Raw genomic sequence first — 21,527 nt, 5'->3', positions numbered from 1 at the left:
AACTGGTGCTATGCAACATGATCCCGATCGTGATCGAGGAGTCTGGACGAGGAGAAAGAGCTTTTGATATTTATTCTCGTCTCTTAAGAGAGAGAATCATTTTCTTGGGTGAGCCTGTCACCAGTGATTCCGCCAATCGAATCGTTGCACAGCTGCTATTTCTTGAAGCGGAAGACCCGGAAAAAGAAATCTTCCTATATGTCAATTCTCCAGGTGGCTCGGTTTACGACGGCCTGGGGATTTTTGACACGATGCAGCACATCAAACCAGATGTGCACACCGTCTGTGTTGGCCTTGCTGCAAGCATGGGGGCCTTCCTGCTTTGCGCCGGTGCCAAAGGAAAGCGCAGCAGCTTGCAGCACTCACGGATCATGATTCACCAGCCCTTAGGTGGTGCAAGTGGTCAGGCCAGTGATATTCGAATCCAAGCCGATGAGATTTTGTTTCTGAAAGATCGCCTGAATCACGAACTCTCGGACCGCACTGGTCAACCCCTAGACAAAATCCAAGCCGATACGGACCGTGATTTCTTTATGTCTCCACAACAGGCGATGGAATATGGCTTGATTGATAACGTGATTGATAAGAGCCCTGTCCGCTCCGTATAAAAAAAGACCCTCATGAATGAGGGTCTTGAAACGTTTTAATCCATTGTTTTAAGACCAGGCTTTTTAAAGCCTGGTCTTTTTATTTAGGCAAGCAAGGGGGAGAAACGTTCCTTTTCAGGAATCTCGGCGAATTCGGCAACAACAACTCGGAATTCATCACCATCCATGGTTTCCTGCTCGATCAATTGCTCAACCAATTTGTCCATGGCTTGCCGATGCTGACCAACCAGAGCAACGGTTTCTTCGTAGCACTTCATCACGATCAAGCGCACCTGCTCATCAATCTGCTTGGAAATGGCATCAGACACATCGCTCCGCGTCATCAGATCACGGCCAAGGAACACTTCCTGACTGCCACCCTCAAGGGCCATTGGACCCAACTGGCTCATTCCAAATTGCGTCACCATCTGACGGGCCATCGAGGCCACCATTTGGATATCGCCACCAGCACCGGTGGTGACTTCGGAATGGCCAAAAACCACGTCTTCCGCGGCGCGACCGCCGAGCGCACCCATGATGCGGGCTTTGAGTTGGGCACGCGAAACGAGCATCTGCTCTTCATCGGGTGAGAACCAGGTCAATCCTTGCGCCTGTCCCCGTGGAATCAAGGTGACTTTCTGAACAGGATCGTGATCCTTCACAAGGGTGCCAACCAAGGCATGTCCAACTTCGTGATAAGCGATCAAGCGCTTGCTACGGCCATCAGTTAGGGGATGACCTTCCATTCCAGCAATGATGCGATCAACAGCATCATCAATTTCTGAAATTCCAATGCTGTCTTTGCGACGTCTCGCTGTCAGGATCGCCGCTTCATTTAACAAGTTGGCGAGGTCTGCTCCTGTAAATCCAGGAGTTCTTCTGGCAATGCTGTCGAGCGTGAGCTGATCGTCAAGTTTTTTGTTTCTGGAATGAACTTCAAGGATGGAAAGACGTCCTTTGATATCAGGAGCATCCACAGTGACTTGTCGATCGAAACGACCTGGACGCATCAACGCAGAGTCAAGAACATCAGGCCTGTTCGTTGCCGCAAGAATGATGATTCCGCTATTTCCTTCAAAACCATCCATCTCGGTGAGCAACTGATTCAGCGTTTGCTCTCGCTCATCATTGCCACCACCAATTCCAGCACCACGCTGACGACCAACCGCGTCAATTTCATCAATAAAGATCAGACATGGGCTGTTCTCTTTCGCCCGTTTGAACAGATCGCGGACACGGCTTGCGCCAACACCTACAAACATCTCCACGAATTCAGAACCTGAAAGCGAGAAGAAAGGAACTCCAGCCTCTCCAGCAATGGCCTTTGCAAGCAGGGTTTTGCCTGTGCCGGGAGGGCCTACCAACAACACACCCTTAGGGATTTGAGCACCAACGGAAGTGAAGCGCTCCGGCTGTTTCAAGAAGGTGACCACTTCTTGCAGGTCTTGCTTGGCCTCGCTTACACCAGCCACATCGTCAAATTTGACGCCTGTATCGGCCTCCATGGCAAAACGAGCTTTCGTTTTGCCGAACTGCATGGCTTGTCCGGGACCACCAGGCATGGAGTTGCCACGGCGAGCCAAAAAGATCAAAGATCCGATCAGCAACAGGGGGAAGAGAAGATTGCCGAGGATGCCAAGGGCAGGAGGAGCTGTCTTCGGTGGATGAATATCGAAGCTGATGCCTTCTTCCTTGAGGGTGTTAATCAGCTCGGGAGCCAGCCCAGGGAGGTCAACGCGGAGCCTTTGGACCCGGTTATCAAGATCGGGATCCACCGCTTCCACAACCGCGTTGCGGCCACCGTCATAGATATCAACTGCCGTGACACGACCAGCTTCGACGTAATCCAAGAAACGGCCGTAACTCATCCGAGCTACAGCAGCATTTCGGGGAGCAACAGTGGTGCCTTCGCTGGTGGCGGGACTGCTACTGCGCAGGTTATTCAGAGCTCCGCTGCCAACCAGCTGCCAAACAAGCAGCAACGCGACGCCTATGGGAAGAATCCAGAGGGCTATCTGACGCCAGCGTTGATTCATGGATTCATCGTGAGTTTCACGACTGTAAGAGTTTCATTACCTAAACCGCTGTTTTAGGGCAAGGTGATTTATAGGCTTCTTAACGCAACGATCGGATCGAGCATCGCCGCACGCTTGGCAGGCACGACGCCAAAAAAGAGTCCAATCGATCCAGACAATCCCACGGTGACCAAAATGGTCGAAGCACCAATGGCTGCCGGCAGAGGAGAGAACAAGGCAACAGCGGTCACGGTGCCAAGTCCTACCGCGGTTCCAATCACGCCGCCGAGGCTCGCCAACACAAGACTCTCAACCAAAAACTGTCGAAGAACATCGGAACTTCGCGCACCCAAAGCTTTGCGTAGGCCAATTTCTTCTGTGCGTTCACTCACCGATACCAACATGATGTTCATGATTCCGATGCCTCCAACGAGCAGCGAAACGCCTCCGATCGCACCGAGCATCAGCGTGAGACCGCCTGTAATCGTGCCAACGATGGCGAGGGCGTCTTTTTGAGATCGAACCGCAAAGTCGTCTTTGCGCAAAATGCGATGCCGCTGCCTCAGCAAATTGGTGATTTGAAACTTGGCTGGCCCAGTGCTTTGCTCGTCCTTCGCTTCAACACTGATGAAGCTGAGGCTGACTCCATAGGTTGGATCACGGCCTGTCAGGCGACTCACCATGGTTGTAAGGGGGATGTAGGCGTTTTCGTCCTGGTTTGAACCGAAGACCGCTCCCTTTGGCTCCATCACGCCGATCACACTGAAACTCTGATCTCTGATCCGGATGGCTTGTCCAACCGCTGCACCGGAGGGGAAGAGTTTGTCCCGCAAATCTGGACCGATCACCACCACGGTCTTGGCGCTCTGCTCATCCTCAGCACTGATGAATCGACCCCGGGCAACCTCAAAACTTCGCACCGGTAAAAAGGCCGGTGTGACTCCTGAGATCGAGGCGCTCGTACTCCTCGCTCCCGCCTGAACCACTTCATTGGCTGAGATTTGTGGGGCAACGCGTTTCACGCTTGGCACTTGTGCGGCAATGGCTGTGGCGTCGTCCAGCACCAAGGTGCGGGGAAAGGCCACCCCTTGCCGTCGTGTGTCATTGCTCCCAGGAACCACAAACAACACGTTGGCCCCAAGGCTGCTGAGCTGGTCCTCCGCCAAGTTCTGGGCACCTCGACCCACACCAACCAGGGTGATCACTGAGGCATTACCAATCACGATGCCCAGCATCGTGAGCAAACTGCGTAACCGATTTGCCTTAAGGGTGGTGAGAGCCATGCCGACGGTGTCGGCAAGAGGCAGCTTGCTGGCCATGAACGTTTAAGACCAAACTCAGAGCATGGTGTCTAATTTCATCGCCATGTTGCTGCCGGTACCGCGATGGACCACTCCATCCTTCACGTGCAAGGTCACGACTTCGCCTTCTCTGAGATCTCGCGTGGCATTGGCCACCCCCGTAATCACAGGAACGCCTAAACGCTTGGCGATGACCGCTGCGTGGGAGTCTTCGCCCGGTTTTTCTGTGATCACTGCTGCAGCGTCACGGATGCCGTCGAGGTAGTCGGCAGAGGTGTCTTGAGCCACGAGGATGTCACCAGGTTCGAGCCGGGCACAATCACTGGCAGACATCGCAATCCGAACTTTTCCACTCACAGAGCCGCTACCGAAGCCCGTGCCACGACCAAGCACAGCACTCACGATTCCCACCTTGATCAGATCGGTGGAGCCACTAATTCCAGCAAGGGTTCCTGCTGTTTGCACGCAAAGATCACCGTCTTTCACCACGCCGAGCTCTTGGGCGTAAGCCATCGCCAAGGTGAAGGTCGCCGTGGTGCTCTTCTGGGTTTCGATCAGCAGAGGCGTCACGCCCCAAACCAGTTGAAGTTTGCGCGCCACATTCACTTCGCTGGTGATCGCAAGGATCGGCGTTGAAGGCCTGAATTTGCTCACGTTATGGGCGGTGGCCCCGCTTTTAGTAAGAGGCAAAATCGCCGCGGCGTTGAGCTGGCGAGCAATGCTGCTCACGGCCCCACTAATCGCGTTTGGGATCGTGCTCGGCAGATGGGTGTCGATGGGCCGTTGGGGGTAATCGCGCTCGATCCTTCTGGCGATCGTCGCCATCGTCTCAACAGCCTCCACGGGAAAGTCTCCTACCGCTGTCTCATTCGAGAGCATCACCGCATCCGTGCCATCCAAAATGGCGTTGGCGACGTCACTGACCTCGGCGCGCGTAGGCCTAGGGCTGGAGGCCATCGAATCGAGCATCTGGGTCGCCGTGATGATCGGAATCCCAAGGCTGTTGGCCTTGTGGATCAGATCCTTTTGAAGAAGCGGAACTTCCTCTGCAGGCATCTCAACCCCCAGGTCACCGCGGGCCACCATCACGCCATCGCAAAGAGGCAAGATCGCGTCAATCTGATCAATCGCCTCGAACTTCTCGATTTTTGCGACCACTGGAGTGGTGTAGCCATGCTTACGAATCAGTTCTCTGATCTCCTGCATGTCAGAGGGGTTGCGCACGAAGCTGAGCGCGACCCAATCCACACCCTGCTGAAGACCAAAGGCGAGATCTTGACGGTCTTTTGTGGTGAGCGCACGGACCGAGAGCTGCACATCCGGGAAGTTCACCCCCTTGTTGTTGGAGAGCACACCAGGAACGGTGACCGAGCAGTGGAGGGTCTGGTCGACAGAATCCACCCTCTCAACTTTCATCTCGACGCGACCATCATCGAGAAGGATGCGACTTCCAGCTGTGACTTCTTCGGCCAGCTTGTCGTAGGTGACGGTGGCCACCGTCTGATTGCAACGCACTTGCTTTGCCGTCAGGGCAAATTGATCACCTTTCGCGAGCGTGATCGGACCGTCTTCGAAGCGGCCTAAGCGAATTTTCGGACCCTGAAGATCTTGAAGAATGCCGATGTGGGCTCCCAATTCATGGGCCACCTGACGAATCGTGGCAATCCTCTCAGCGTGCTCGCTGTGGTCCCCATGGGAGAAGTTCAGTCGGAACGTGGTCGCTCCAGCTTGAATTAATTGACGGATGCGTTCAGGACTCTCCGTTGCGGGCCCGATGGTGGCCACGATCTTGGTTCTACGGGTTAGATCGATCTGGGCCATCCACAGGTCTTGAAGCTTGCGGAATCTACCGTCTTGCCCTTTTGGACTCGAAAACTTGTTGGATGATGACTCTCTTCCACATGATTCGTATGGACCTGAACGCCTATCAGGCTGCTGCTCGGGAGACAGCTCTCTATCCAGATGCTGGAAGCAATCCCATCTACCCAACCCTGGGCTTGAGTGGTGAAGCGGGGGAAGTCGCGGACAAAGTCAAAAAGGTGCTGCGCGATCGCCATGGGCACTTTGATGATGAAGTCAGAGCCGAGATCGCTTTGGAGCTCGGCGATGTGCTCTGGTACGTGGCTCAACTGGCCAGCGAAATGGGCTACGACCTGGAGGATGTGGCCAACAAAAATCTCAGCAAACTGCGTGATCGCTCTGCGCGGGGGCAATTGCAAGGCAGTGGCGATCACCGCTGAGCTGATCGCTGGCCGTCACCCTTAGCCGTAGTTGCCAAATCCACCGGCGAACGCATAGCTGGCTGACACCAAGAGCTGCTGCATCAAGCTCAGGGCCACGAACGCCAGAATCGCGGAGAGGTCCAAACCTCCCAGCGGGGGGATCAGGCCACGAAAGGCATTGAGGTAAGGATCAGTGATCGAGCTCACAGTGCTGAGCACTGGATTCCCCATATCCACATTCGGAAACCAGGTGAGAAGGACGCGAACGATCAAGACGAAGGAATAAATCTGCAGGGTCTGGGCAATGATCTGCAGAAAGGTGGAAACAAAACTCAAATCCATCGGTGCCTTTCAAGCGTGAATACTGAATGAACTTTATGCAGCCCGATCAGGTTCTGAGATCCCTCTATCAGGAAGCACAGAAAATGTGCGGTGAAACTTTTCAGAAAGGCTGAGCCAATAGGAACGCCCTTCGCTTTGGCGTTTGCGTTCAATGAAGTTCTGACTGAGCAGCTCCTTGATGTGGTCGTAGGCGCCTGATCCCCTTAATTCAACCAGTTCCGACTGAAGGATCCGTCGTTTCAAAGCAATCGTTGCCAGCGTTCTCAGCGTTGCCGTGGAGAGGTTCACCGGTAAGAGATTGCGCACCAGTTCCCCAAGACCAGCACGCAGCTGAAGGCTGTACCGACCGCTGTTTTCATGGATTTCCAGGGCAGTATCCCGTTGGGCATAACCAGCAACCAACGCGAGCAGACCCTGTTCCGTTTCTTGTTCACTGGCGTCGGCCAACTCGGCCAGCTCCGCAGTGGAAAGGGCTTTGCCTTTCAGGTAAAGAATCGCCTCCAAGCGAGCTGGAAGGGAGAGATTGAATTCCTGCATGTTGCTTCGCTCTAATTCTTGTGCCATGAACTCCCCCTAGGCACGGGCATTCAAAGTAACGCTGGTGCATGGTTTGGCCATGCATTCCTCCTTATCCACCCAGAAAGAGTTGATAAGCCGGGTTACTCGTTTCTTCCCAACTGATGTAACCAAGGTCGCGCAGGAAGGCCTGCCAAGCCTCTCGATCATCTGTATTGACAAGAACACCCACCACGATCCGACCCACATCAGCTCCATGGTTTCGGTAGTGAAAAATGCTGATGCTCCAGTCGCGATGCAAGGCCGTGACGAAACGCATTAATGCCCCTGGCCGCTCTGGGAACTCAAAGCGATAAAGCAGCTCCTGCACATTGCTGGCCGTCGACGTTGCCGGCAATCGGCCTCCGACCATGTGCCGGAGATGCACCTTGGACAGTTCATCGTCACTGAGATCGAGGCAGGCATACCCATGGGTCTGGAGATGGCCGATTAAGGACGATCGGTCATCGGGTCCGCTCACCTGAACGCCCATAAAAATGTGGGCCTGTTCACCAGCTCCCATGCGATAAGAAAATTCAGTGAGGCTGCGATCTGCAAGCAATTCACAGAGACAGCGAAGACTCCCTGGCCGCTCTGGGATTTCTACGGCGAGCATCGCTTCGCGTTCTTCACCCAGTTCGGCCCGTTCAGCCACAAAGCGCAGGCGCGCGAAATTGATGTTCGCTCCACAGGCAACAGCCACCAGATTTTGGTTTTGCAGCGACCTTCGGCTCACATCAGCCTTGAGACCGGCAACAGCAAGGGCTCCTGCGGGTTCAAGAATGGAGCGGGTGTCTTCAAAAACATCTTTGATGGCCGCACAGATTTCGTCGGTGCTCACGGTGACGATGTCATCCACATACCTTTGGGCCAAAGCAAAGGTGTGCTCCCCCACCTCGCGAACAGCCACACCATCGGCAAACAGTCCCACTTGGGGCAGTCGGATGCGTTCACCAGCCTCTAAGGACAGGGTCATGGCGGCGGCATCATGGGGTTCAACGCCGATGATTTGAACGTCAGGCCAGAGACTTTTCACATACACGGCGATCCCGCCGATCAAACCACCACCCCCCACAGCCACATAGATCGCATCGGGTGGTTGGTGGCACTGACGCAGGATTTCCATGCCCACCGTTCCCTGGCCAGCAATCACCTCCGGATCGTCAAACGGATGGATAAAACAGAGATGTTCCGCTTCACTGCGTGACCTGGCTTCGGCGTAGGCCTCGTCGTAGGTCTCGCCATGGAGAACCACCTCGGCTCCCAGTTGGCGTACAGCATCGACTTTGACGCCAGGAGTTGTCACGGGCATCACGATCACGGCTCTACAGCCGAGGTGGGATGCGCTGAGGGCCACCCCTTGTGCGTGATTTCCAGCACTAGAGGCGATGACTCCGAGTTTCAGCTCAGCCTCAGAGAGCTGAGCCATGCGGTTGTAGGCACCACGCAACTTGAAGGAAAAAACGGGTTGCAGGTCTTCCCGTTTCAACCAAATGCTGTTGCTCAGCCTTCGGCTCAGGTTGTTGGCGAGTTCTAAAGGGGTTTCCCGGGCCACGTCATAGACACGGGCGCGCAGGATCCTCGGCAAGTAATGATCCATCCCTGCAGTCTGACAACTGCTCAACATCGCGAAGGGTCGGTACGGCCCGTAGATTGAATGGATAGGTCTGGGGATGGGTATGCAACTGAGCGAATTGACCCATCCCAATCAGCTGCACGGGCTGTCTGAAGCGCAGCTTGAGGATGTGGCCAAACAGATTCGTGAACGCCATCTAGAGGTGGTGTCCAACAGTGGTGGGCATCTTGGGCCTGGATTAGGCGTTGTTGAATTAACCCTGGCGCTGTACCAAACGCTTGACCTTGACCAAGACAAGGTGGTGTGGGATGTGGGGCATCAGGCCTATCCGCACAAATTGATTACAGGTCGATATGGAAACTTCGACTCCCTGCGTCAACAGGGAGGAGTGGCCGGTTATCTGAAGAGAACGGAAAGTCGTTTTGATCATTTCGGTGCTGGGCACGCGAGCACATCCATTTCGGCAGCCCTCGGAATGGCCATGGCCCGTGATCGGCAAGGTCTTGATTACAAATGCGTTGCGGTGATTGGCGATGGGGCCCTCACCGGTGGCATGGCCCTAGAGGCGATTAACCATGCCGGTCATCTGCCATCCACTCCACTTCTCGTTGTTCTGAATGACAACGACATGTCGATCTCTCCACCTGTTGGTGCGCTATCGACCTATCTGAACCGGATGCGCTTAAGCCCGCCTCTTCAATTCTTGTCTGGAAGCGTCGAAGAGAGCGTGCGCCATCTCCCCTTCATGGGCGGAGAAATTCCACCGGAACTCAATCGTCTCAAAGAGAGCATGCGCCGACTGGCGGTTCCCAAAGTTGGTGCTGTGTTTGAGGAACTTGGTTTCACATACATGGGTCCGATCGATGGTCACGACATTGGCGAAATGACGCGAACCTTCCAGGCCGCTCATCGCGTCGGCGGTCCGGTGATGGTTCATGTTGTTACAAAAAAAGGCAAGGGCTACCCCTACGCAGAAGCCGATCAAGTTGGTTACCACGCCCAGTCAGCCTTCAACCTCAGTACAGGCAAAGCAAGGCCGAGCAAAACCCCCAAACCACCGAGTTACAGCAAGGTGTTTGGACAAACGCTTGTCAAACTCTGCGAACAGAACCCAAGGGTGGTTGGGATCACAGCTGCCATGGCAACGGGAACGGGTTTAGACATCCTTCAAAAAGCGCTACCCGAGCAATACATCGACGTCGGCATTGCTGAGCAGCATGCCGTGACCCTGTCGGCTGGCATGGCTTGCGACGGACTCAGGCCTGTTGTGGCGATTTACAGCACGTTTTTACAGAGAGCCTTTGACCAGCTCATTCACGATGTGGGGATTCAAAAACTGCCGGTGACCTTTGTTTTGGATAGGGCAGGCATTGTTGGGGCAGATGGTCCGACCCACCAAGGGCAGTACGACATCAGCTACATGCGTGCAATCCCTAACTTCACCGTGATGGCACCCAAGGATGAAGCTGAGCTTCAGAGGATGTTGGTGACGTGTCTCAACCATGACGGCCCCACGGCTCTGAGAATTCCTCGCGGTCCCGGTGAAGGGGTACCCCTCATGGAAGAAGGCTGGGAAGCCCTTCCCATTGGTTGTGGTGAGGTCGTACGTGAAGGCCATGATGTTTTGGTGGTGGCCTATGGAGCCATGGTTCCGAAGGCAGTAGCCACCGCGAAATGCTTGTCCGCTGTAGGTGTTGAGGCTGCGGTCATCAACGCGCGTTATCTACGCCCGCTGGATGAAGCCCTCATTCATCCCATGGCCGAGAAGATTGGCAAAATCGTCACGATGGAAGAGGCTGCATTACCGGGCGGCTTTGGCTCAGCCGTTCTTGAATCTCTCCAGGAGAAGGGGTTAGCCATTCCCATGCTCCGCATTGGCATTCCTGACCAACTGGTGGATCATGCAACTCCCCAGCAGAGTTTCGAAGCCTTGGGTTTGACACCGGATCAAATGGCCGTCCGGATAAAACAGCATTTCCAGCTGCAAACAACGGGCTCGCTCAAGCTCGAAGAAAAAAAGCCAGCTGAAATGACGTCAGCTGGCTGAGGTGTGGTGAGCAAAGGCAGTAGAGCTGCCTTTGCTCACCACACCTCAGCCGAGACTTAAAGAACGCCTCGAGCGGCGAGTCCTTGGATGGCGCCGATGCCAATGATGTGCCCCAGGCTTGTGGTGGCCAGCATGCTGCCGTGACTCATACCCCCAAAGAAATTGGCGCCGGGCAGTTTGAGACCCACGTTTTGATGCTTAATCGTGGCTTTGCCAATCCCGATGGCGATGACATTGCAGACCACCATCACAAGGGCAACCTTGGGTGACCAGGAAACAGTGGCGGGAGCAATAGCCAGAAGAGGAGTGAACATGCAACGCAACAAGCGACACCTCATCTTCCGAGGTCATCGCCCCAAGATCTCCTCCTCGTAAGAGTTATTCACTGGCTGTTTCGATTTTGTGCGAAGCAAACCGGCAACAATGCAGGCATTACTCAACGTAAGGAAGGCTTCCGCACCACCATGAAGCCAATCCACAGCGACCAATTCAGAGTCGTAACGAACAAGCGCAAACACCGCCGCCGCAATCGTGACTGCAACGAACAACAGGGTGAGCTGAAAACCAAGAACGGTCAATTTTGGGAGTTGCTGGCTGCGCCCAAGGTGAAAAAGAAACACCAAATAAGGAAGCAGGGACAGGGCAAACAGGGGGGCTGGATCAAAGTTCGATGTCATCCCTTCACCTTCATATCAACCGGTGCGTCGCGTTGCAGATTCCAGGCAGCAATCGCCAGGGTGACGTTTCCAAGGAGGGTTGTACTGGCCTGCAACGTAACGAGCCAGCGAAGACTCTCAGCATTGTCATAGAGGTGCCAAGTGCATGCAGCCATGGCGCTGATCAGCGCCGGAATCATGGCTGCAGAGAGCCAGATCATGCTCATCTGAGAGCCGCGAGATCCACGCTGAGCGATCAACACCATCGCCAACAGCCACTCAAAGACAGAAGCCACATGAATCCACCATGTGCCAAACGAAAGGGCATGCATGCAGTACAACCGAGCGATTCACCAACGTAGGCGCCCTAAGCGCTGATAATGAGGGTAAGCATGGTGTTGTGCATGTCTGGGCTGGCTCCGTCTTTCTCGCCTAGGCGCATTCTCCTCTGTGGCTATTACGGAGAACACAACCTTGGAGATGACGCCCTGCTTGAGGTGTTGAACAAACAGTTGCCCGAGGGCTGGCAACCCTTGATTACAGCCCACGATGCATCGGCGGTTCAAACGCTTGTTCCGAATTCAGCTGTCGTAAACAGGAGGTCATTAAAAGACGTCTTGAAGAGCATTCAACACGTCCAGGTGGTGGTGCTGGGAGGTGGAAGCCTGCTCCAAGACAGCACAAGTTTTCGAAGCCTTCTTTATTACATCGTTTTGATTGTGGTGGCACGAGCAAAACGCAAGCCCGTCTTGCTATGGGGGCAAGGTCTCGGACCGCTCAAGCATCCATGCAGCCGCTTTCTCGTGGGCCTTGTTCTCAACGGTGCTGCCTCCATTACCTGGAGAGACACAGCATCCATACAACTGGCCAAGCAACTGGGAATCAAAACGACGATGTCAGTGGCTCCCGATCCGGTCTGGACCCATCAGATGACTGAACACAAAGGGGGAGGAAATATTGTGCTGTGTTGGCGACCAAGCCAATTGTTAACAGACGCTGGATGGTCAGTCCTACTGCAAGGAGTCGATTATTTGAGCAAAAGCAGCAATCGATCGGTCACATGGTTGGCCTTTCATGCCAATCAAGATGTCAACTTGTTGCAAACACTGACAGAGAAAGGGTTGGTACCCAATACCTTGGCGGCAAATTCAGAGACTGTTGTTGCAGAAAACATCGAGCATGCAAAACAGATATTTAGTGAGGCAAGTCTGGTGATAGCCATGCGATTGCATGCCTTAATTTTAGCGATTGTCAATCAATGTCCAACGGCAGGACTCAGCTATGACCCAAAAGTAGAAGCAGCAGCACGTACGGCTGATGTGCCTTGGTTTGATCTGTCACACCTACCAAGCCTAGAAATATTGCTGGAACAATGGCAAACATGCATGAAAAATCCTCCGTCCAAGAGCCATCTTCATAGCATCAGAACACAATCCTACGAACACGAAAAAGCACTCAGGTTATCCTTGAGCAGACTAGAAAATAATATCAATGTTTAGAAAGACGGCAGCCGCTCTCTTCATCAAAATGATGCTCATCTGAAGAGTTCCAAGAAACAAAAGGCGTCTCAGGAATTTCAACTGTCGTTGAGCAAGATAATCTCAACTGACCTTGAGGAGAGTCAAGGTAGAGAAGCTGAGAACTACCGAGCCATTCACGGGAAATTAATTTGCAGGGCAGACCCTCCTTGGCAAAGAAAAGAGCCTCAGGTCTCACAGCACACACAACCCCATTTTTTGGCAAAAGGCAATTGATTTGGGGACGACCAATAAATTTGGCAATGAACAAAGTTTCAGGACGATGATAAAGATCTGCAGGAGTGGCAACCTGTTGAATGCGCCCAGAGTGGAGAACAGCAATACGATCAGCAATCGCCATCGCTTCATGCTGATCATGCGTGACATGGATCACTGGTTTTTGACGGTTAAGAACGAGACGACGAAGTTCTGGCCGTAACTCTTCGCGCAGTTGAGCATCCAAATTGCTCATAGGCTCATCGAGCAGATACACATCTGGATCGCGTAACAAAGCCCTGGCTAACGCCACCCGTTGCCTTTGACCTCCAGACAACTGAGCAGGCAACACATCTGCATGCTGTTGCAGTTGAACAAGATCAAGCATGTCTTGAATCCGTTGCAACCGTTCAGCAGGACCGACCCCTCGTACGCGAAGACCTAGTTCTAGATTTGCCATCACACTCAAATGTGGAAGCAAGGCATAACTTTGAAAAACCATTCCCACAGCTCTCTGAGCAGCTGTGGCATGCGTAACGTTGGCTTGATCAAGAATGATCTCGCCTTCAGAAACAGGATCAAGGCCAGCAATGAGGCGCAGAGTTGTGCTTTTACCACACCCAGATGGACCAACTAAGGCAACACATTCACCGTTATCAACATGGAGATTGAGATGACGAACAATCCATTGTTGGCCAACACGACGTCCTAAATTTTGAATTTGAAGAGTCATCCTTTTACAGCTCCGCTAGTAAGACCAGAAACAATCGGTTTTTGAAAGATCAGAACGAGTAAGACCAAGGGGATGGAGCCGAGCACTGTTGCTGCTGCATAAGCACCATAAGGAACAGAATAAATGGAAGATCCTGCAATTCTGGCCATGGCAACGGGCAAAGTTAATTTATTAGAATCGCTAATCCAAGTTAAAGCAATAGGATACTCATTCCAAGAGAAAAGAAACACCAGAATGGCCGTACTCGCGGTCGCAGGGGAAATCAAAGGGATCAAGATCCAACGGAATCTTTGAAACAATGAAAGGCCTTCGAGCTTTGCCGCATCCTCTAATTCAGGTGGCAGATCACTGAACGCACTATTCAGTAGAAGAATGGCAAGAGGTTGAGAAAGTGCAGCGTAGGGGAGGCTTAACGCTAAGAGCTGGTTGCCCAGATTCAAAACACGCGCTAATTCAAGCAAGGCCAAGAACAACAGCACGTAAGGAAACAGAGCAGCACCGACAAGAGCCAATCGACTCAACATGGATACCTTTCTGGGAATCCGATTTAATGCATAGGCAGCAGGGAGAGCGAGCAGTAAACAAAGAAATGTACTAGATACGCCCACTATCAAACTGTTAACGAGATATCGCCAAAACGGTGGATTGGCCGTTAAAACATTCTGATAATGAACAAGAGTCCAGCGGTGGTCGATGGAAGCAAAGGGTTGTGTAAGAGCTTGATCACTACAAAGGGATGTGTAAACCTGCCAGAGCAAGGGACCTAACGACCAAAACAAAAGCAGTCCAACAAGAAAACGACGGTTCATGACTCAACGACCTCCTGTGACTTTGAATGCGTAGGAATAAGAATTTGCAAAACAATCCAAGCAAGAATACAAAGAAGGCTGATAAGTATAAAACTAGCCATTATAATCGTTGCGCTATAACCAAAGTCTAAAAATCTAAGGGCATTCCAATAAGCATATAAGGCAACACTTTCAGTACTACTCGCGGGTCCACCTCCTGTAAGAACTTGGATCAGATCAAACACACCAAAGGCTTGTGCAAGTCTAAAAAGTAAGGCAAGTAGGATGTACGGACGAAGCAAGGGAAGCGTGATACGTCGCAAGCAAATAAACGCATTGCCACCCTCGAGACGCACGGCTTCATAAAGGTCCACTGGAATCGTCTGCAATCCAGCCAACAAAATCAATGCAGCAAAGGGCGTTGTTTTCCAAACATCAGCCCATACGGTTGCCATCCATGTGAGTCTTGGGTCACCGAGAATATTCAGTGATCCCAATCCAACGATTCTGGTTAAGTGATCAACCGGTCCATAAGGGGTATTAAAAATCCAGCGCCACCCAAGTGCCATCACAGTGGTAGGGAGTGCCCAAGGAATCAGGGCAAGGGTTCTCACAACATCTCGTCCTCGCCAGCGCTGATCCAGTAGGAGAGCAACCATGAGGGCAAGAACGAGCTCAAGACCAACAGACACTCCGGAAAAACGCAGGGTTTGCCCAAGATCCTGCCAATAGCGTTGATCCTGAAGCAATCGCAGCCAATTCGCACCACCATTGGGGATCGCGATTAGCCCGGTAATAACAGAGTCGGCATGAAAACTAAGCCATGCATAACGCAGCAAGGGACCAACAAAGACAATAACAAGCAGCAGAAGTGCTGGAAGTAATAGAAAAGCGATCATGGTTGATCACCTGCTGAGATCAGGATTTGCCTGGTGTTATCTGTTGCCACATCCATCCCTGCCTTGGGTGTCTGTTCATGCGTAAGAATACTGCTGAGTTGGCGTTGCAAAACATCACTAATTTGAGCATACAGAGGAGTTTCTGGTCTTGGCTTAACAACTTTCAAGGCCTTCTGAAAATCTTCGAGTATTGGAGATTCGGTTAGCAATTGTGGGTCATCAAAAACAGCTTGTTGTGTTGGTGTATATCCATATTGGAGATACAGCTGCTTTTGAGCAGCATCAGTCGTTAAAAAACGGATCGCTTCAATCGAAGCATCCACATGTTTAGAACCTTTCAAAACCGTCAGTCCCCAGCTCCCAAGGGTTGAAGTGGCATGACCAGGCTTGGCCACCATCGTTGTGATGCCAACGTTCCCCTTCACAGCGCTATCGGATTTTTGCAGTTCAGCCCAGGCGTAGGGCCAATTCCGCATAAAAGCTGCATCACCAACTTTGAAACTCTGTAGAGCCTCAGGTTCCGCATAATTGGTAACGGCCTTTGGGCTAACGCCACGATCAATAAGCCCTTGCAACCAAGCTGCAGCTTCTACACCCGGTTTCAAATCTAAGCCAATTTGATTATCAGTAGGTTCCAACCAATCACCACCAAATCCATCAATCATTTCTAAATAGACACAACTAAGCCCCTCATATTGTCGGCCTTGCCAGACATAACCCCAATCAATTTTTTTATCTTTCTGAAGAGTTTGACTGATTAAGACCAATTCATCCGGTGTTTCTGGTGGTTTATCCATCAAATCCGTTCTGTAGTAAAGCAATCCCATATCTGAGGTCATAGGCCAGCGATAAAGATGACCGTCATAGGAGTTTCCCTCGCGAGCACCCATCGCTAATGAATCCAAATCATCTTGATTGAAAAACCCCTCAAGAGGTTCCATCCAGCCAGCTGCAGCATACTTAGGTAGCCAGGTCACATCCATGAGCAAGCCATCAAAAGGTGCTTTGCCTAAAAGCAAACTACTAATGGCTAAATCAGAAATAGCTTCTGTTTCTAACGGGCCACGAATAACCTTTAGATGAATGTCCCCTCGATGCTCCCTGTTGAATTGCATGACCAAATCCTGTGTCGCATCGGCGAAGGGAGCAGCCATCAAAAAAGAAACTGATTCAATCGATCTTGCTTGGACGAGCCCAATGCAGGCAGTACAAATCAATACAACAGAGAGAGAAACAAGAACCCTGCGCAGGAACATATTCAAATTCATCTTCAAATACCATTCTGACCTTCAAGAGCATTCATTTGCTCACTAACCCAGTCACTCACTGTAAAACTCTCGACAGCACTGCTCATTCTGCTCATACGTTTAATCTGTTCATCTTTTGGCATTTCTAGAGCGCGTTCAATCGTCTCGTCCATCTGTCGATGGGAATAGGGATTGGTTAAGATTGCTCCATCAAGAACAACAGAAGCACCCGTAAATTCTGACAGAACTAAGACACCGCCACGATCCTTACGTGCTGCCGCATATTCCTTTGCGACGAGATTTAAACCATCACGCAGAGGTGTAATCCAACAGATATCTGATCGCGTAAACCATGCAACCATTTCCTCATAGGGTATGCGCCTTGTGGAGAACCGGATAGGAACCCAATCAATCAAACTAAATCGACCATTGATGCGACCTGCCGTTTCTTCGATCGTACGTTGGGTATCTTCGTAGATTTTCATGCCGCTTGCAGCGGCAACACAGGCGAGCATGAGCACAACCTTCCCATGCCAATCAGGTCGCCGTTCCAGTAAACGTTCGAACGCAAGCAACAGCTCTTCATTGCCTTTGGTGTAGTCAACTCGGCTAGCAGAAAGAATGAGCTTTCTACCTTTTTTGGTGTCGTCATCAATTTTATCAGCCAATTCTTGAACATCATCACGACCTGCAAGCTCCTGAATAACATCCGGAGATGTTCCAACAGGAGAAGACAAGAGCTGAATCTTACGGCCCTTGTAATGTAAGCAAGGGGTCTCCGAGGGTTCGGTTAAAGCGGAGCCAGTTGAAACGAATCGAGGATTGACAGGTTGCTTCGCTCCCTTCTTGGCACCGAGTAAGCAGTTGGCCGCACGGGCAAAGTTTTCGGTATAACGGGGAATATGGAATCCCACCACATCACAACTTAGTAGGCTTTCAAGGATTTGCTCACGCCATGGCAAAATGGCAAAAACATCATTACCAGGGAACGGCGTATGATGGAAAAAAGCAATCTTTAAATCAGGCCTTAATTCTCTGATGTAGCCAGGAACAAGCCATAAATTGTAGTCATGAACCCATACAGTGGCTGATTCAGCTGCCTGCCGACAGGCAGCTTTAGCAAATCTCAGATTAACTTCTTCAAAAATACCCCAATCTGCATTGTTGACATTAAAATGAGTTGGGAATGTATGCAGAATTGGCCAAAAGGATTCTTTCGATGTGACGTGATAAAAGCTTGATATCTGATTCTCTTCTAGGGGAATTCTGCATAACGTAAAGGGGCTGGGATCCGACATCGAAATGCTTTCATCATTCGAATCTTCAACATTGTCAACCTTCCTCCAGGCGATCCAAGTGCCATTTTCTCTTGTGCGGAATAAATTCCTTAATGTAGGAATAATCCCATTGGGACTTTTCTGATCGCACCAAATTCTCTTGCCATTTTCATCTCTTCCTTCATCAAACGGCGTGCGATGGTACAGAAGAATGAAAGGACTTTGTCCCTTTGTGACCGCCATGCTTCACCTCTCGTTTTTGGCTCTATAGAGCCATGGTCAACCCTCCATCTCTAACACGCACAGATAACTCAACCAGTCTGTAACTCATTGAGACGCGTTAGCACCTCCTTGGCATGACCGACGGGACGGACTCCTGTCCATACAGCTCGAAGAACAGACTCAGGATCAATGAGAAACGTATGCCTCATCGAGTATGGGGCCATCCACGACCCATAGGCTTTGCTCACGAGGCCATCTGGATCGGAGAGCAACGGAAATTTCAACTCCTCAGAGCTACAAAACGACTCGTGATCGCTGACGGAGTCAGCACTGATCGCAACCACCTCTGCCCCTTTCTTTTGAAAGGCAGGCAACGCATCCTGAAAGCCATGAGCTTCGATGGTGCAACCAGAAGTGAAATCCCTTGGATAGAAGTAAACCACCAACCAACGTCCTTGGAGGTTGGTCAAACTCCAACGCGTTTGCTCTGGATGAACACTGCTGAAACCAGGAAGATCAAAATCGGGAGCTTTGATTCCGATCTCAGGAGCTTGACCGCCCAATGCACTGACTCGGCCGGGAGCCAATAAAAAAACCCCTGCCCCCAGAACTGCAGTCTGGAGGAGGGATCGTCTATTCATGAAACCGGTGTCAGTGACCGAATTCTAGAGAGATTCAGAGTTTTGCGAGGTTGATTCCCAGGGAGCGGGCGTAGGCACCCAAACCTTTTTTCTGGATGGTCTTAAGAGCTCTGGTGGTGATACGCAGGTTGATCCAACGTTTGCCCTCTGCCCACCAGAGACGACGCTGCTGCAGGTTTGCCTGTTGCAGCTTTTTGGTGCGTATATGCGAGTGGCTCACAGCCATGCCGTTGTTGGCGCGAGTACCTGTGAGCTGACACACCCGTGACATAACGGCGTCCTTGAGAAAGCGATGGCCAATGGCCGAATGGATACTTTAGCAAAGTGTCTGCTTAGAAACCTCGCTCCATCAGACGGGACATCAGCTGCAAATTTTTGGTTTGGAAATTTGCAAGCTCTTTCGGATCAAGTCCTCCTACAGACAGCTTGGCTGTTTCGTACAAGTGTTGGGCCAGATCACGGGCAAGCATTTCGCTAGGCGATTGACCGGCATCGCCAACAATGACACCGCCTGATTGAAGTTTAAGTAAGCCTTCAACAAGGGGATGTTTTTGATTGACGAGCAGAACGTGATAGTCGGGCAATCCCGGTAACCGCTGATCCATGAGCGCACCAATGTCGTTCATGCGGCGCATTTGCTCAGGAAGCAAAATCAAAGCGGCAGGCCCTTCAGACCCAGATTTAAGAGCTTGAACCTGGATCGTAACTTTATCGTTATCAAGGGCATCTTTGATTAATTTCCTCAAGCTTTCACTTTTCGTTTCTCCATCTCCATCACTCAGCTCTGGCGTATCCTCTTTAAGGGATGAATCCAACTCAGCATCAACGCGCTGGAATTTTAATTCTTCATGACGAGATTCAAGCCATGGAATAAACTGACTATCAATGATTGTATCTGCGAACAACACCTCACGATCCTGCGAAGTCCATAAGTTCAATGCTGCTGATTGTGAGACTTCGTCAGTACAATATAAAATGATTTTCTCATCGGCAGGCAACCTTCCGCGATAACCCTCAAGGGTGGTGAAGTTGCGTTCATTCCCTTTAATGGGGTCGCAATGTTCGCTTGAAGAAGCGGAGGTACTGGTAGCGAACATCACCAGTTCTTCTACCTGATCAGCAAACTTATCATCTTCCATCGCTCCAATTTTTACAAACGGTGCTAATGACTCCCAAGCTTCTGCATAGGCCTGCGGATCGTCTTTTTTAAGGCTGCGCAGTCGATCAGAAACCTTTTTGGCAACAAAATTACCAATGGAACGAACGCGACGATCGGTCTGCAGAGCACTTCTGCTCACATTTAAAGGAATGTCGGGAGAGTCAATAACACCCCTTAGCGGAAGAAGGTAACGAGGAACCACCTCTTTGATGGAATCGCTAACAAACACTTGGTTGCAGTAAAGCTTAATTTCTCCCTTCTCCCAGTCAGCTCTACCGGTTAGCTTGGGAAAAAATAGGATGCCCTGCAAATTGTATGGATAATCGGTATTTAGATGAACCCACAGCAAGGGGTCACCCTGGAATGGATAAAGGTAATTATAAAGGTCAATATAATCTTGATCAGAAAGCTCCCGAGCACTTTTACGCCAAGGTGCCACCATTTTATTAATCGTTTCTCCTTCAAGCTGTACTGGTACTGACATAAAGTCGCAGTACGTATTAATCAGCGTTTTTATTCTGGCTGGCTCTATATATTCCATTTCATCCTCCATGAGATGGAGGATGACATCAGTTCCAGCGTCGGATCGTTCAGCTGCGGTCAAATTAAAATTAGGAGAACCGTCGCAAGACCAACGCACGGCTTCTTGGTCAGGCTTTGCAGACTTCGTAAGCAGTTCAACCCGCTCTGCCACCATAAAGCTCGAGTAAAAACCCAAGCCAAAGTGACCAATGATCGCATCATCTTCCTGCTTGTATTTCTCTAGAAAATCTTCAGCGCTTGAAAAAGCAACTTGGTTGATATAGCGCTTCACCTCATCTGCCGTCATACCAATTCCGTTATCGGAAATGGTCAAGGTTTTGGCCTCACGGTCTACATGAATTTTTATCGCGCCATCATCCCCCTCGCTGCAATCCCCTGCCATTGCTGCCATTCGCCGTTTGCTGATCGCATCAACGCCGTTGCTGACAAGCTCGCGCAAAAACACCTCATGGCCGGAGTAAACCGCCTTTTTGATGATCGGGAAAATATTCTCGGTGTGGATCTGAATTTGACCCTGTTCGTCCATCACCGCCATACCAACAGCTTGTAAAACTGAAGTTTAGAGATGCACCCTGTCGAGGCACAACAGCTAGTAGAGGGGGGTTCTCCGAACCTCATAATCCAGGATGATCCTCAATGGGATAAAAAAGCCATCAACATTCTTCCAAAAAGGCTTTTTACAAAAACACTCCCACGCTCAACAAGACAATCAGGAATGGAGCATGTACGCCTCAGATTTGATCCAATGAGAGGATGAAATCAACCAGGTGTTTGTAGATCCGCTCGCTCCTCAGGAAGGATGGCATTGGCTACAGGGCAAACCTGCAGGCAAATGCCGCAATCAATACACGTATCAAAATCAATCCAGTAAAAATCTGTCCCTTTTTTATTTTTCCCAGCTCCTGGATTGATGCAGGCAACAGGACAAGCATCAACACAGTCAGCAACGCCCTCGCAGATATCGGTGACGATCGTGTGTGCCAT

The 21,527-nt window shown here is 51.1% G+C and carries 22 protein-coding genes; 4 read left to right on the top strand and 18 right to left on the bottom strand.

Translation table 11 applies throughout. The features are described 5' to 3' along the window. Nucleotides 1–17: 17 nt before the first annotated feature. Nucleotides 18–608, top strand: a complete 591-nt coding sequence (clpP, locus tag SYN8016DRAFT_RS02370; RefSeq protein ID WP_038013657.1) for an ATP-dependent Clp endopeptidase proteolytic subunit ClpP — start codon at nt 18–20, stop codon at nt 606–608. A gap of 83 nt (nt 609–691) precedes the next feature. On the opposite strand, the gene ftsH is transcribed toward clpP, so the two are convergent. The 3 genes from ftsH to pyk all read right to left on the bottom strand — a co-directional run bounded on the left by ftsH (nt 692) and on the right by pyk (nt 5,724). Then, nucleotides 692–2,623 carry an ATP-dependent zinc metalloprotease FtsH gene (ftsH, locus tag SYN8016DRAFT_RS02365; RefSeq protein WP_006852631.1) on the bottom strand — a complete coding sequence of 644 codons (1,932 nt, stop codon included), beginning with the start codon at nt 2,621–2,623 and terminating at the stop codon, nt 692–694. Between the two features lie 68 nt (nt 2,624–2,691). Further along, nucleotides 2,692–3,921: an ABC transporter permease gene (locus tag SYN8016DRAFT_RS02360; RefSeq protein WP_006852630.1), complete on the bottom strand. Its 1,230-nt coding sequence runs from the start codon at nt 3,919–3,921 to the stop codon at nt 2,692–2,694. Between the two features lie 18 nt (nt 3,922–3,939). Then, the gene (pyk, locus tag SYN8016DRAFT_RS02355; RefSeq protein WP_006852629.1) at nt 3,940–5,724 is read right to left on the bottom strand and encodes a pyruvate kinase; all 1,785 of its coding nucleotides are present in this window, start codon (nt 5,722–5,724) and stop codon (nt 3,940–3,942) included. An 89-nt stretch (nt 5,725–5,813) separates the two neighbouring features. Between pyk and SYN8016DRAFT_RS02350 the strand changes: the two genes are divergently transcribed. Then, a complete protein-coding gene (locus SYN8016DRAFT_RS02350; RefSeq protein WP_038013161.1) occupies nt 5,814–6,143 on the top strand; it encodes a nucleoside triphosphate pyrophosphohydrolase family protein in 330 nt (109 codons plus the stop codon). Nucleotides 6,144–6,164: 21 nt separating this feature from the next. Here SYN8016DRAFT_RS02350 and SYN8016DRAFT_RS02345 read toward each other — a convergent pair whose 3' ends face one another. The 3 genes from SYN8016DRAFT_RS02345 to ilvA form a co-directional block, all read right to left on the bottom strand. Next, a complete protein-coding gene (locus SYN8016DRAFT_RS02345) occupies nt 6,165–6,467 on the bottom strand; it encodes a YggT family protein (protein WP_006852627.1) in 303 nt (100 codons plus the stop codon). A gap of 33 nt (nt 6,468–6,500) precedes the next feature. After that, nucleotides 6,501–7,031 carry an SMC-Scp complex subunit ScpB gene (gene scpB, locus SYN8016DRAFT_RS02340; protein WP_006852626.1) on the bottom strand — a complete coding sequence of 177 codons (531 nt, stop codon included), beginning with the start codon at nt 7,029–7,031 and terminating at the stop codon, nt 6,501–6,503. 64 nt (nt 7,032–7,095) lie between these two features. Further along, nucleotides 7,096–8,622, bottom strand: coding sequence for a threonine ammonia-lyase, biosynthetic (gene ilvA, locus SYN8016DRAFT_RS02335; RefSeq protein ID WP_038013159.1), 1,527 nt, complete (start codon nt 8,620–8,622; stop codon nt 7,096–7,098). Between the two features lie 79 nt (nt 8,623–8,701). Here ilvA and dxs point away from each other — a divergent pair, with 79 nt between their 5' ends. Further along, nucleotides 8,702–10,645: a 1-deoxy-D-xylulose-5-phosphate synthase gene (dxs, locus tag SYN8016DRAFT_RS02330; RefSeq protein ID WP_038013156.1), complete on the top strand. Its 1,944-nt coding sequence runs from the start codon at nt 8,702–8,704 to the stop codon at nt 10,643–10,645. 56 nt (nt 10,646–10,701) lie between these two features. On the opposite strand, the gene psaK is transcribed toward dxs, so the two are convergent. From psaK to SYN8016DRAFT_RS02315, 3 genes are read right to left on the bottom strand one after another with little or no spacing between them, the layout of a single operon-like run. Then, a complete protein-coding gene (psaK, locus tag SYN8016DRAFT_RS02325; protein ID WP_006852623.1) occupies nt 10,702–10,959 on the bottom strand; it encodes a photosystem I reaction center subunit PsaK in 258 nt (85 codons plus the stop codon). A gap of 33 nt (nt 10,960–10,992) precedes the next feature. Beyond that, nucleotides 10,993–11,322 carry a DUF3593 domain-containing protein gene (locus tag SYN8016DRAFT_RS02320; protein WP_006852622.1) on the bottom strand — a complete coding sequence of 110 codons (330 nt, stop codon included), beginning with the start codon at nt 11,320–11,322 and terminating at the stop codon, nt 10,993–10,995. Then, the gene (locus SYN8016DRAFT_RS02315) at nt 11,319–11,633 is read right to left on the bottom strand and encodes a DUF2499 domain-containing protein (protein WP_006852621.1); all 315 of its coding nucleotides are present in this window, start codon (nt 11,631–11,633) and stop codon (nt 11,319–11,321) included. The genes SYN8016DRAFT_RS02320 and SYN8016DRAFT_RS02315 overlap by 4 nt, the downstream gene beginning before the upstream one ends. Before the next feature lie 48 nt (nt 11,634–11,681). On the opposite strand from SYN8016DRAFT_RS02315, the gene csaB reads away from it, so the two are divergent. Beyond that, nucleotides 11,682–12,800: a polysaccharide pyruvyl transferase CsaB gene (gene csaB / locus SYN8016DRAFT_RS02310; RefSeq protein ID WP_371212434.1), complete on the top strand. Its 1,119-nt coding sequence runs from the start codon at nt 11,682–11,684 to the stop codon at nt 12,798–12,800. Here csaB and SYN8016DRAFT_RS02305 read toward each other — a convergent pair. The 9 genes from SYN8016DRAFT_RS02305 to SYN8016DRAFT_RS02265 form a co-directional block, all read right to left on the bottom strand. Beyond that, a complete protein-coding gene (locus tag SYN8016DRAFT_RS02305) occupies nt 12,790–13,767 on the bottom strand; it encodes an ABC transporter ATP-binding protein (RefSeq protein WP_006852619.1) in 978 nt (325 codons plus the stop codon). The two genes, csaB and SYN8016DRAFT_RS02305, sit on opposite strands and share 11 nt — an antisense overlap. Continuing rightward, entirely contained in the window at nt 13,764–14,576 is an 813-nt protein-coding gene (locus tag SYN8016DRAFT_RS02300) for a carbohydrate ABC transporter permease (protein WP_006852618.1), read from the bottom strand. Before SYN8016DRAFT_RS02300 ends, SYN8016DRAFT_RS02305 begins: the two co-directional genes overlap by 4 nt. Beyond that, nucleotides 14,573–15,454 (bottom strand): carbohydrate ABC transporter permease, encoded by an 882-nt coding sequence (locus tag SYN8016DRAFT_RS02295; protein WP_006852617.1) that lies wholly within the window; start codon nt 15,452–15,454, stop codon nt 14,573–14,575. Before SYN8016DRAFT_RS02295 ends, SYN8016DRAFT_RS02300 begins: the two co-directional genes overlap by 4 nt. Next, nucleotides 15,451–16,722, bottom strand: a complete 1,272-nt coding sequence (locus tag SYN8016DRAFT_RS02290) for an ABC transporter substrate-binding protein (protein WP_006852616.1) — start codon at nt 16,720–16,722, stop codon at nt 15,451–15,453. Before SYN8016DRAFT_RS02290 ends, SYN8016DRAFT_RS02295 begins: the two co-directional genes overlap by 4 nt. A 2-nt stretch (nt 16,723–16,724) precedes the next feature. Continuing rightward, on the bottom strand, nt 16,725–18,221 hold the full coding sequence (gene ggpS / locus SYN8016DRAFT_RS02285) for a glucosylglycerol-phosphate synthase (RefSeq protein ID WP_006852615.1): 1,497 nt from the start codon (nt 18,219–18,221) through the stop codon (nt 16,725–16,727). A 68-nt stretch (nt 18,222–18,289) separates the two neighbouring features. After that, nucleotides 18,290–18,841 carry a peroxiredoxin gene (locus SYN8016DRAFT_RS02280; protein WP_006852614.1) on the bottom strand — a complete coding sequence of 184 codons (552 nt, stop codon included), beginning with the start codon at nt 18,839–18,841 and terminating at the stop codon, nt 18,290–18,292. A gap of 34 nt (nt 18,842–18,875) precedes the next feature. Continuing rightward, nucleotides 18,876–19,112, bottom strand: coding sequence for a 50S ribosomal protein L28 (gene rpmB / locus SYN8016DRAFT_RS02275; protein ID WP_006852613.1), 237 nt, complete (start codon nt 19,110–19,112; stop codon nt 18,876–18,878). A 61-nt stretch (nt 19,113–19,173) separates the two neighbouring features. Further along, on the bottom strand, nt 19,174–21,078 hold the full coding sequence (gene htpG / locus SYN8016DRAFT_RS02270; protein ID WP_006852612.1) for a molecular chaperone HtpG: 1,905 nt from the start codon (nt 21,076–21,078) through the stop codon (nt 19,174–19,176). Between the two features lie 224 nt (nt 21,079–21,302). Then, a complete protein-coding gene (locus SYN8016DRAFT_RS02265) occupies nt 21,303–21,527 on the bottom strand; it encodes a ferredoxin family protein (RefSeq protein ID WP_006852611.1) in 225 nt (74 codons plus the stop codon).

It is taken from the genome of Synechococcus sp. WH 8016 (assembly GCF_000230675.1).
Classification (GTDB): domain Bacteria; phylum Cyanobacteriota; class Cyanobacteriia; order PCC-6307; family Cyanobiaceae; genus Synechococcus_C.
The sequence above is the reverse complement of the archived record's forward strand: the minus strand, read 5'-3'. Positions and strand labels throughout refer to the sequence as shown.

Bases quoted from the DNA above. Each gene is read 5' to 3' on its own strand.
- clpP (WP_038013657.1), top strand. From the start codon at position 18: ATGATCCCGATCGTGATCGAGGAGTCTGGACGAGGAGAAAGAGCTTTT.
- ftsH (WP_006852631.1), bottom strand. From the start codon at position 2,623: ATGAATCAACGCTGGCGTCAGATAGCCCTCTGGATTCTTCCCATAGGC.
- SYN8016DRAFT_RS02360 (WP_006852630.1), bottom strand. From the start codon at position 3,921: ATGGCCAGCAAGCTGCCTCTTGCCGACACCGTCGGCATGGCTCTCACC.
- pyk (WP_006852629.1), bottom strand. From the start codon at position 5,724: ATGGCCCAGATCGATCTAACCCGTAGAACCAAGATCGTGGCCACCATC.
- SYN8016DRAFT_RS02350 (WP_038013161.1), top strand. From the start codon at position 5,814: ATGGACCTGAACGCCTATCAGGCTGCTGCTCGGGAGACAGCTCTCTAT.
- SYN8016DRAFT_RS02345 (WP_006852627.1), bottom strand. From the start codon at position 6,467: ATGGATTTGAGTTTTGTTTCCACCTTTCTGCAGATCATTGCCCAGACC.
- scpB (WP_006852626.1), bottom strand. From the start codon at position 7,031: ATGGCACAAGAATTAGAGCGAAGCAACATGCAGGAATTCAATCTCTCC.
- ilvA (WP_038013159.1), bottom strand. From the start codon at position 8,622: ATGGATCATTACTTGCCGAGGATCCTGCGCGCCCGTGTCTATGACGTG.
- dxs (WP_038013156.1), top strand. From the start codon at position 8,702: ATGCAACTGAGCGAATTGACCCATCCCAATCAGCTGCACGGGCTGTCT.
- psaK (WP_006852623.1), bottom strand. From the start codon at position 10,959: ATGTTCACTCCTCTTCTGGCTATTGCTCCCGCCACTGTTTCCTGGTCA.
- SYN8016DRAFT_RS02320 (WP_006852622.1), bottom strand. From the start codon at position 11,322: ATGACATCGAACTTTGATCCAGCCCCCCTGTTTGCCCTGTCCCTGCTT.
- SYN8016DRAFT_RS02315 (WP_006852621.1), bottom strand. From the start codon at position 11,633: ATGCATGCCCTTTCGTTTGGCACATGGTGGATTCATGTGGCTTCTGTC.
- csaB (WP_371212434.1), top strand. From the start codon at position 11,682: ATGAGGGTAAGCATGGTGTTGTGCATGTCTGGGCTGGCTCCGTCTTTC.
- SYN8016DRAFT_RS02305 (WP_006852619.1), bottom strand. From the start codon at position 13,767: ATGACTCTTCAAATTCAAAATTTAGGACGTCGTGTTGGCCAACAATGG.
- SYN8016DRAFT_RS02300 (WP_006852618.1), bottom strand. From the start codon at position 14,576: ATGAACCGTCGTTTTCTTGTTGGACTGCTTTTGTTTTGGTCGTTAGGT.
- SYN8016DRAFT_RS02295 (WP_006852617.1), bottom strand. From the start codon at position 15,454: ATGATCGCTTTTCTATTACTTCCAGCACTTCTGCTGCTTGTTATTGTC.
- SYN8016DRAFT_RS02290 (WP_006852616.1), bottom strand. From the start codon at position 16,722: ATGAATTTGAATATGTTCCTGCGCAGGGTTCTTGTTTCTCTCTCTGTT.
- ggpS (WP_006852615.1), bottom strand. From the start codon at position 18,221: ATGGCGGTCACAAAGGGACAAAGTCCTTTCATTCTTCTGTACCATCGC.
- SYN8016DRAFT_RS02280 (WP_006852614.1), bottom strand. From the start codon at position 18,841: ATGAATAGACGATCCCTCCTCCAGACTGCAGTTCTGGGGGCAGGGGTT.
- rpmB (WP_006852613.1), bottom strand. From the start codon at position 19,112: ATGTCACGGGTGTGTCAGCTCACAGGTACTCGCGCCAACAACGGCATG.
- htpG (WP_006852612.1), bottom strand. From the start codon at position 21,078: ATGGCGGTGATGGACGAACAGGGTCAAATTCAGATCCACACCGAGAAT.
- SYN8016DRAFT_RS02265 (WP_006852611.1), bottom strand. From the start codon at position 21,527: ATGGCACACACGATCGTCACCGATATCTGCGAGGGCGTTGCTGACTGT.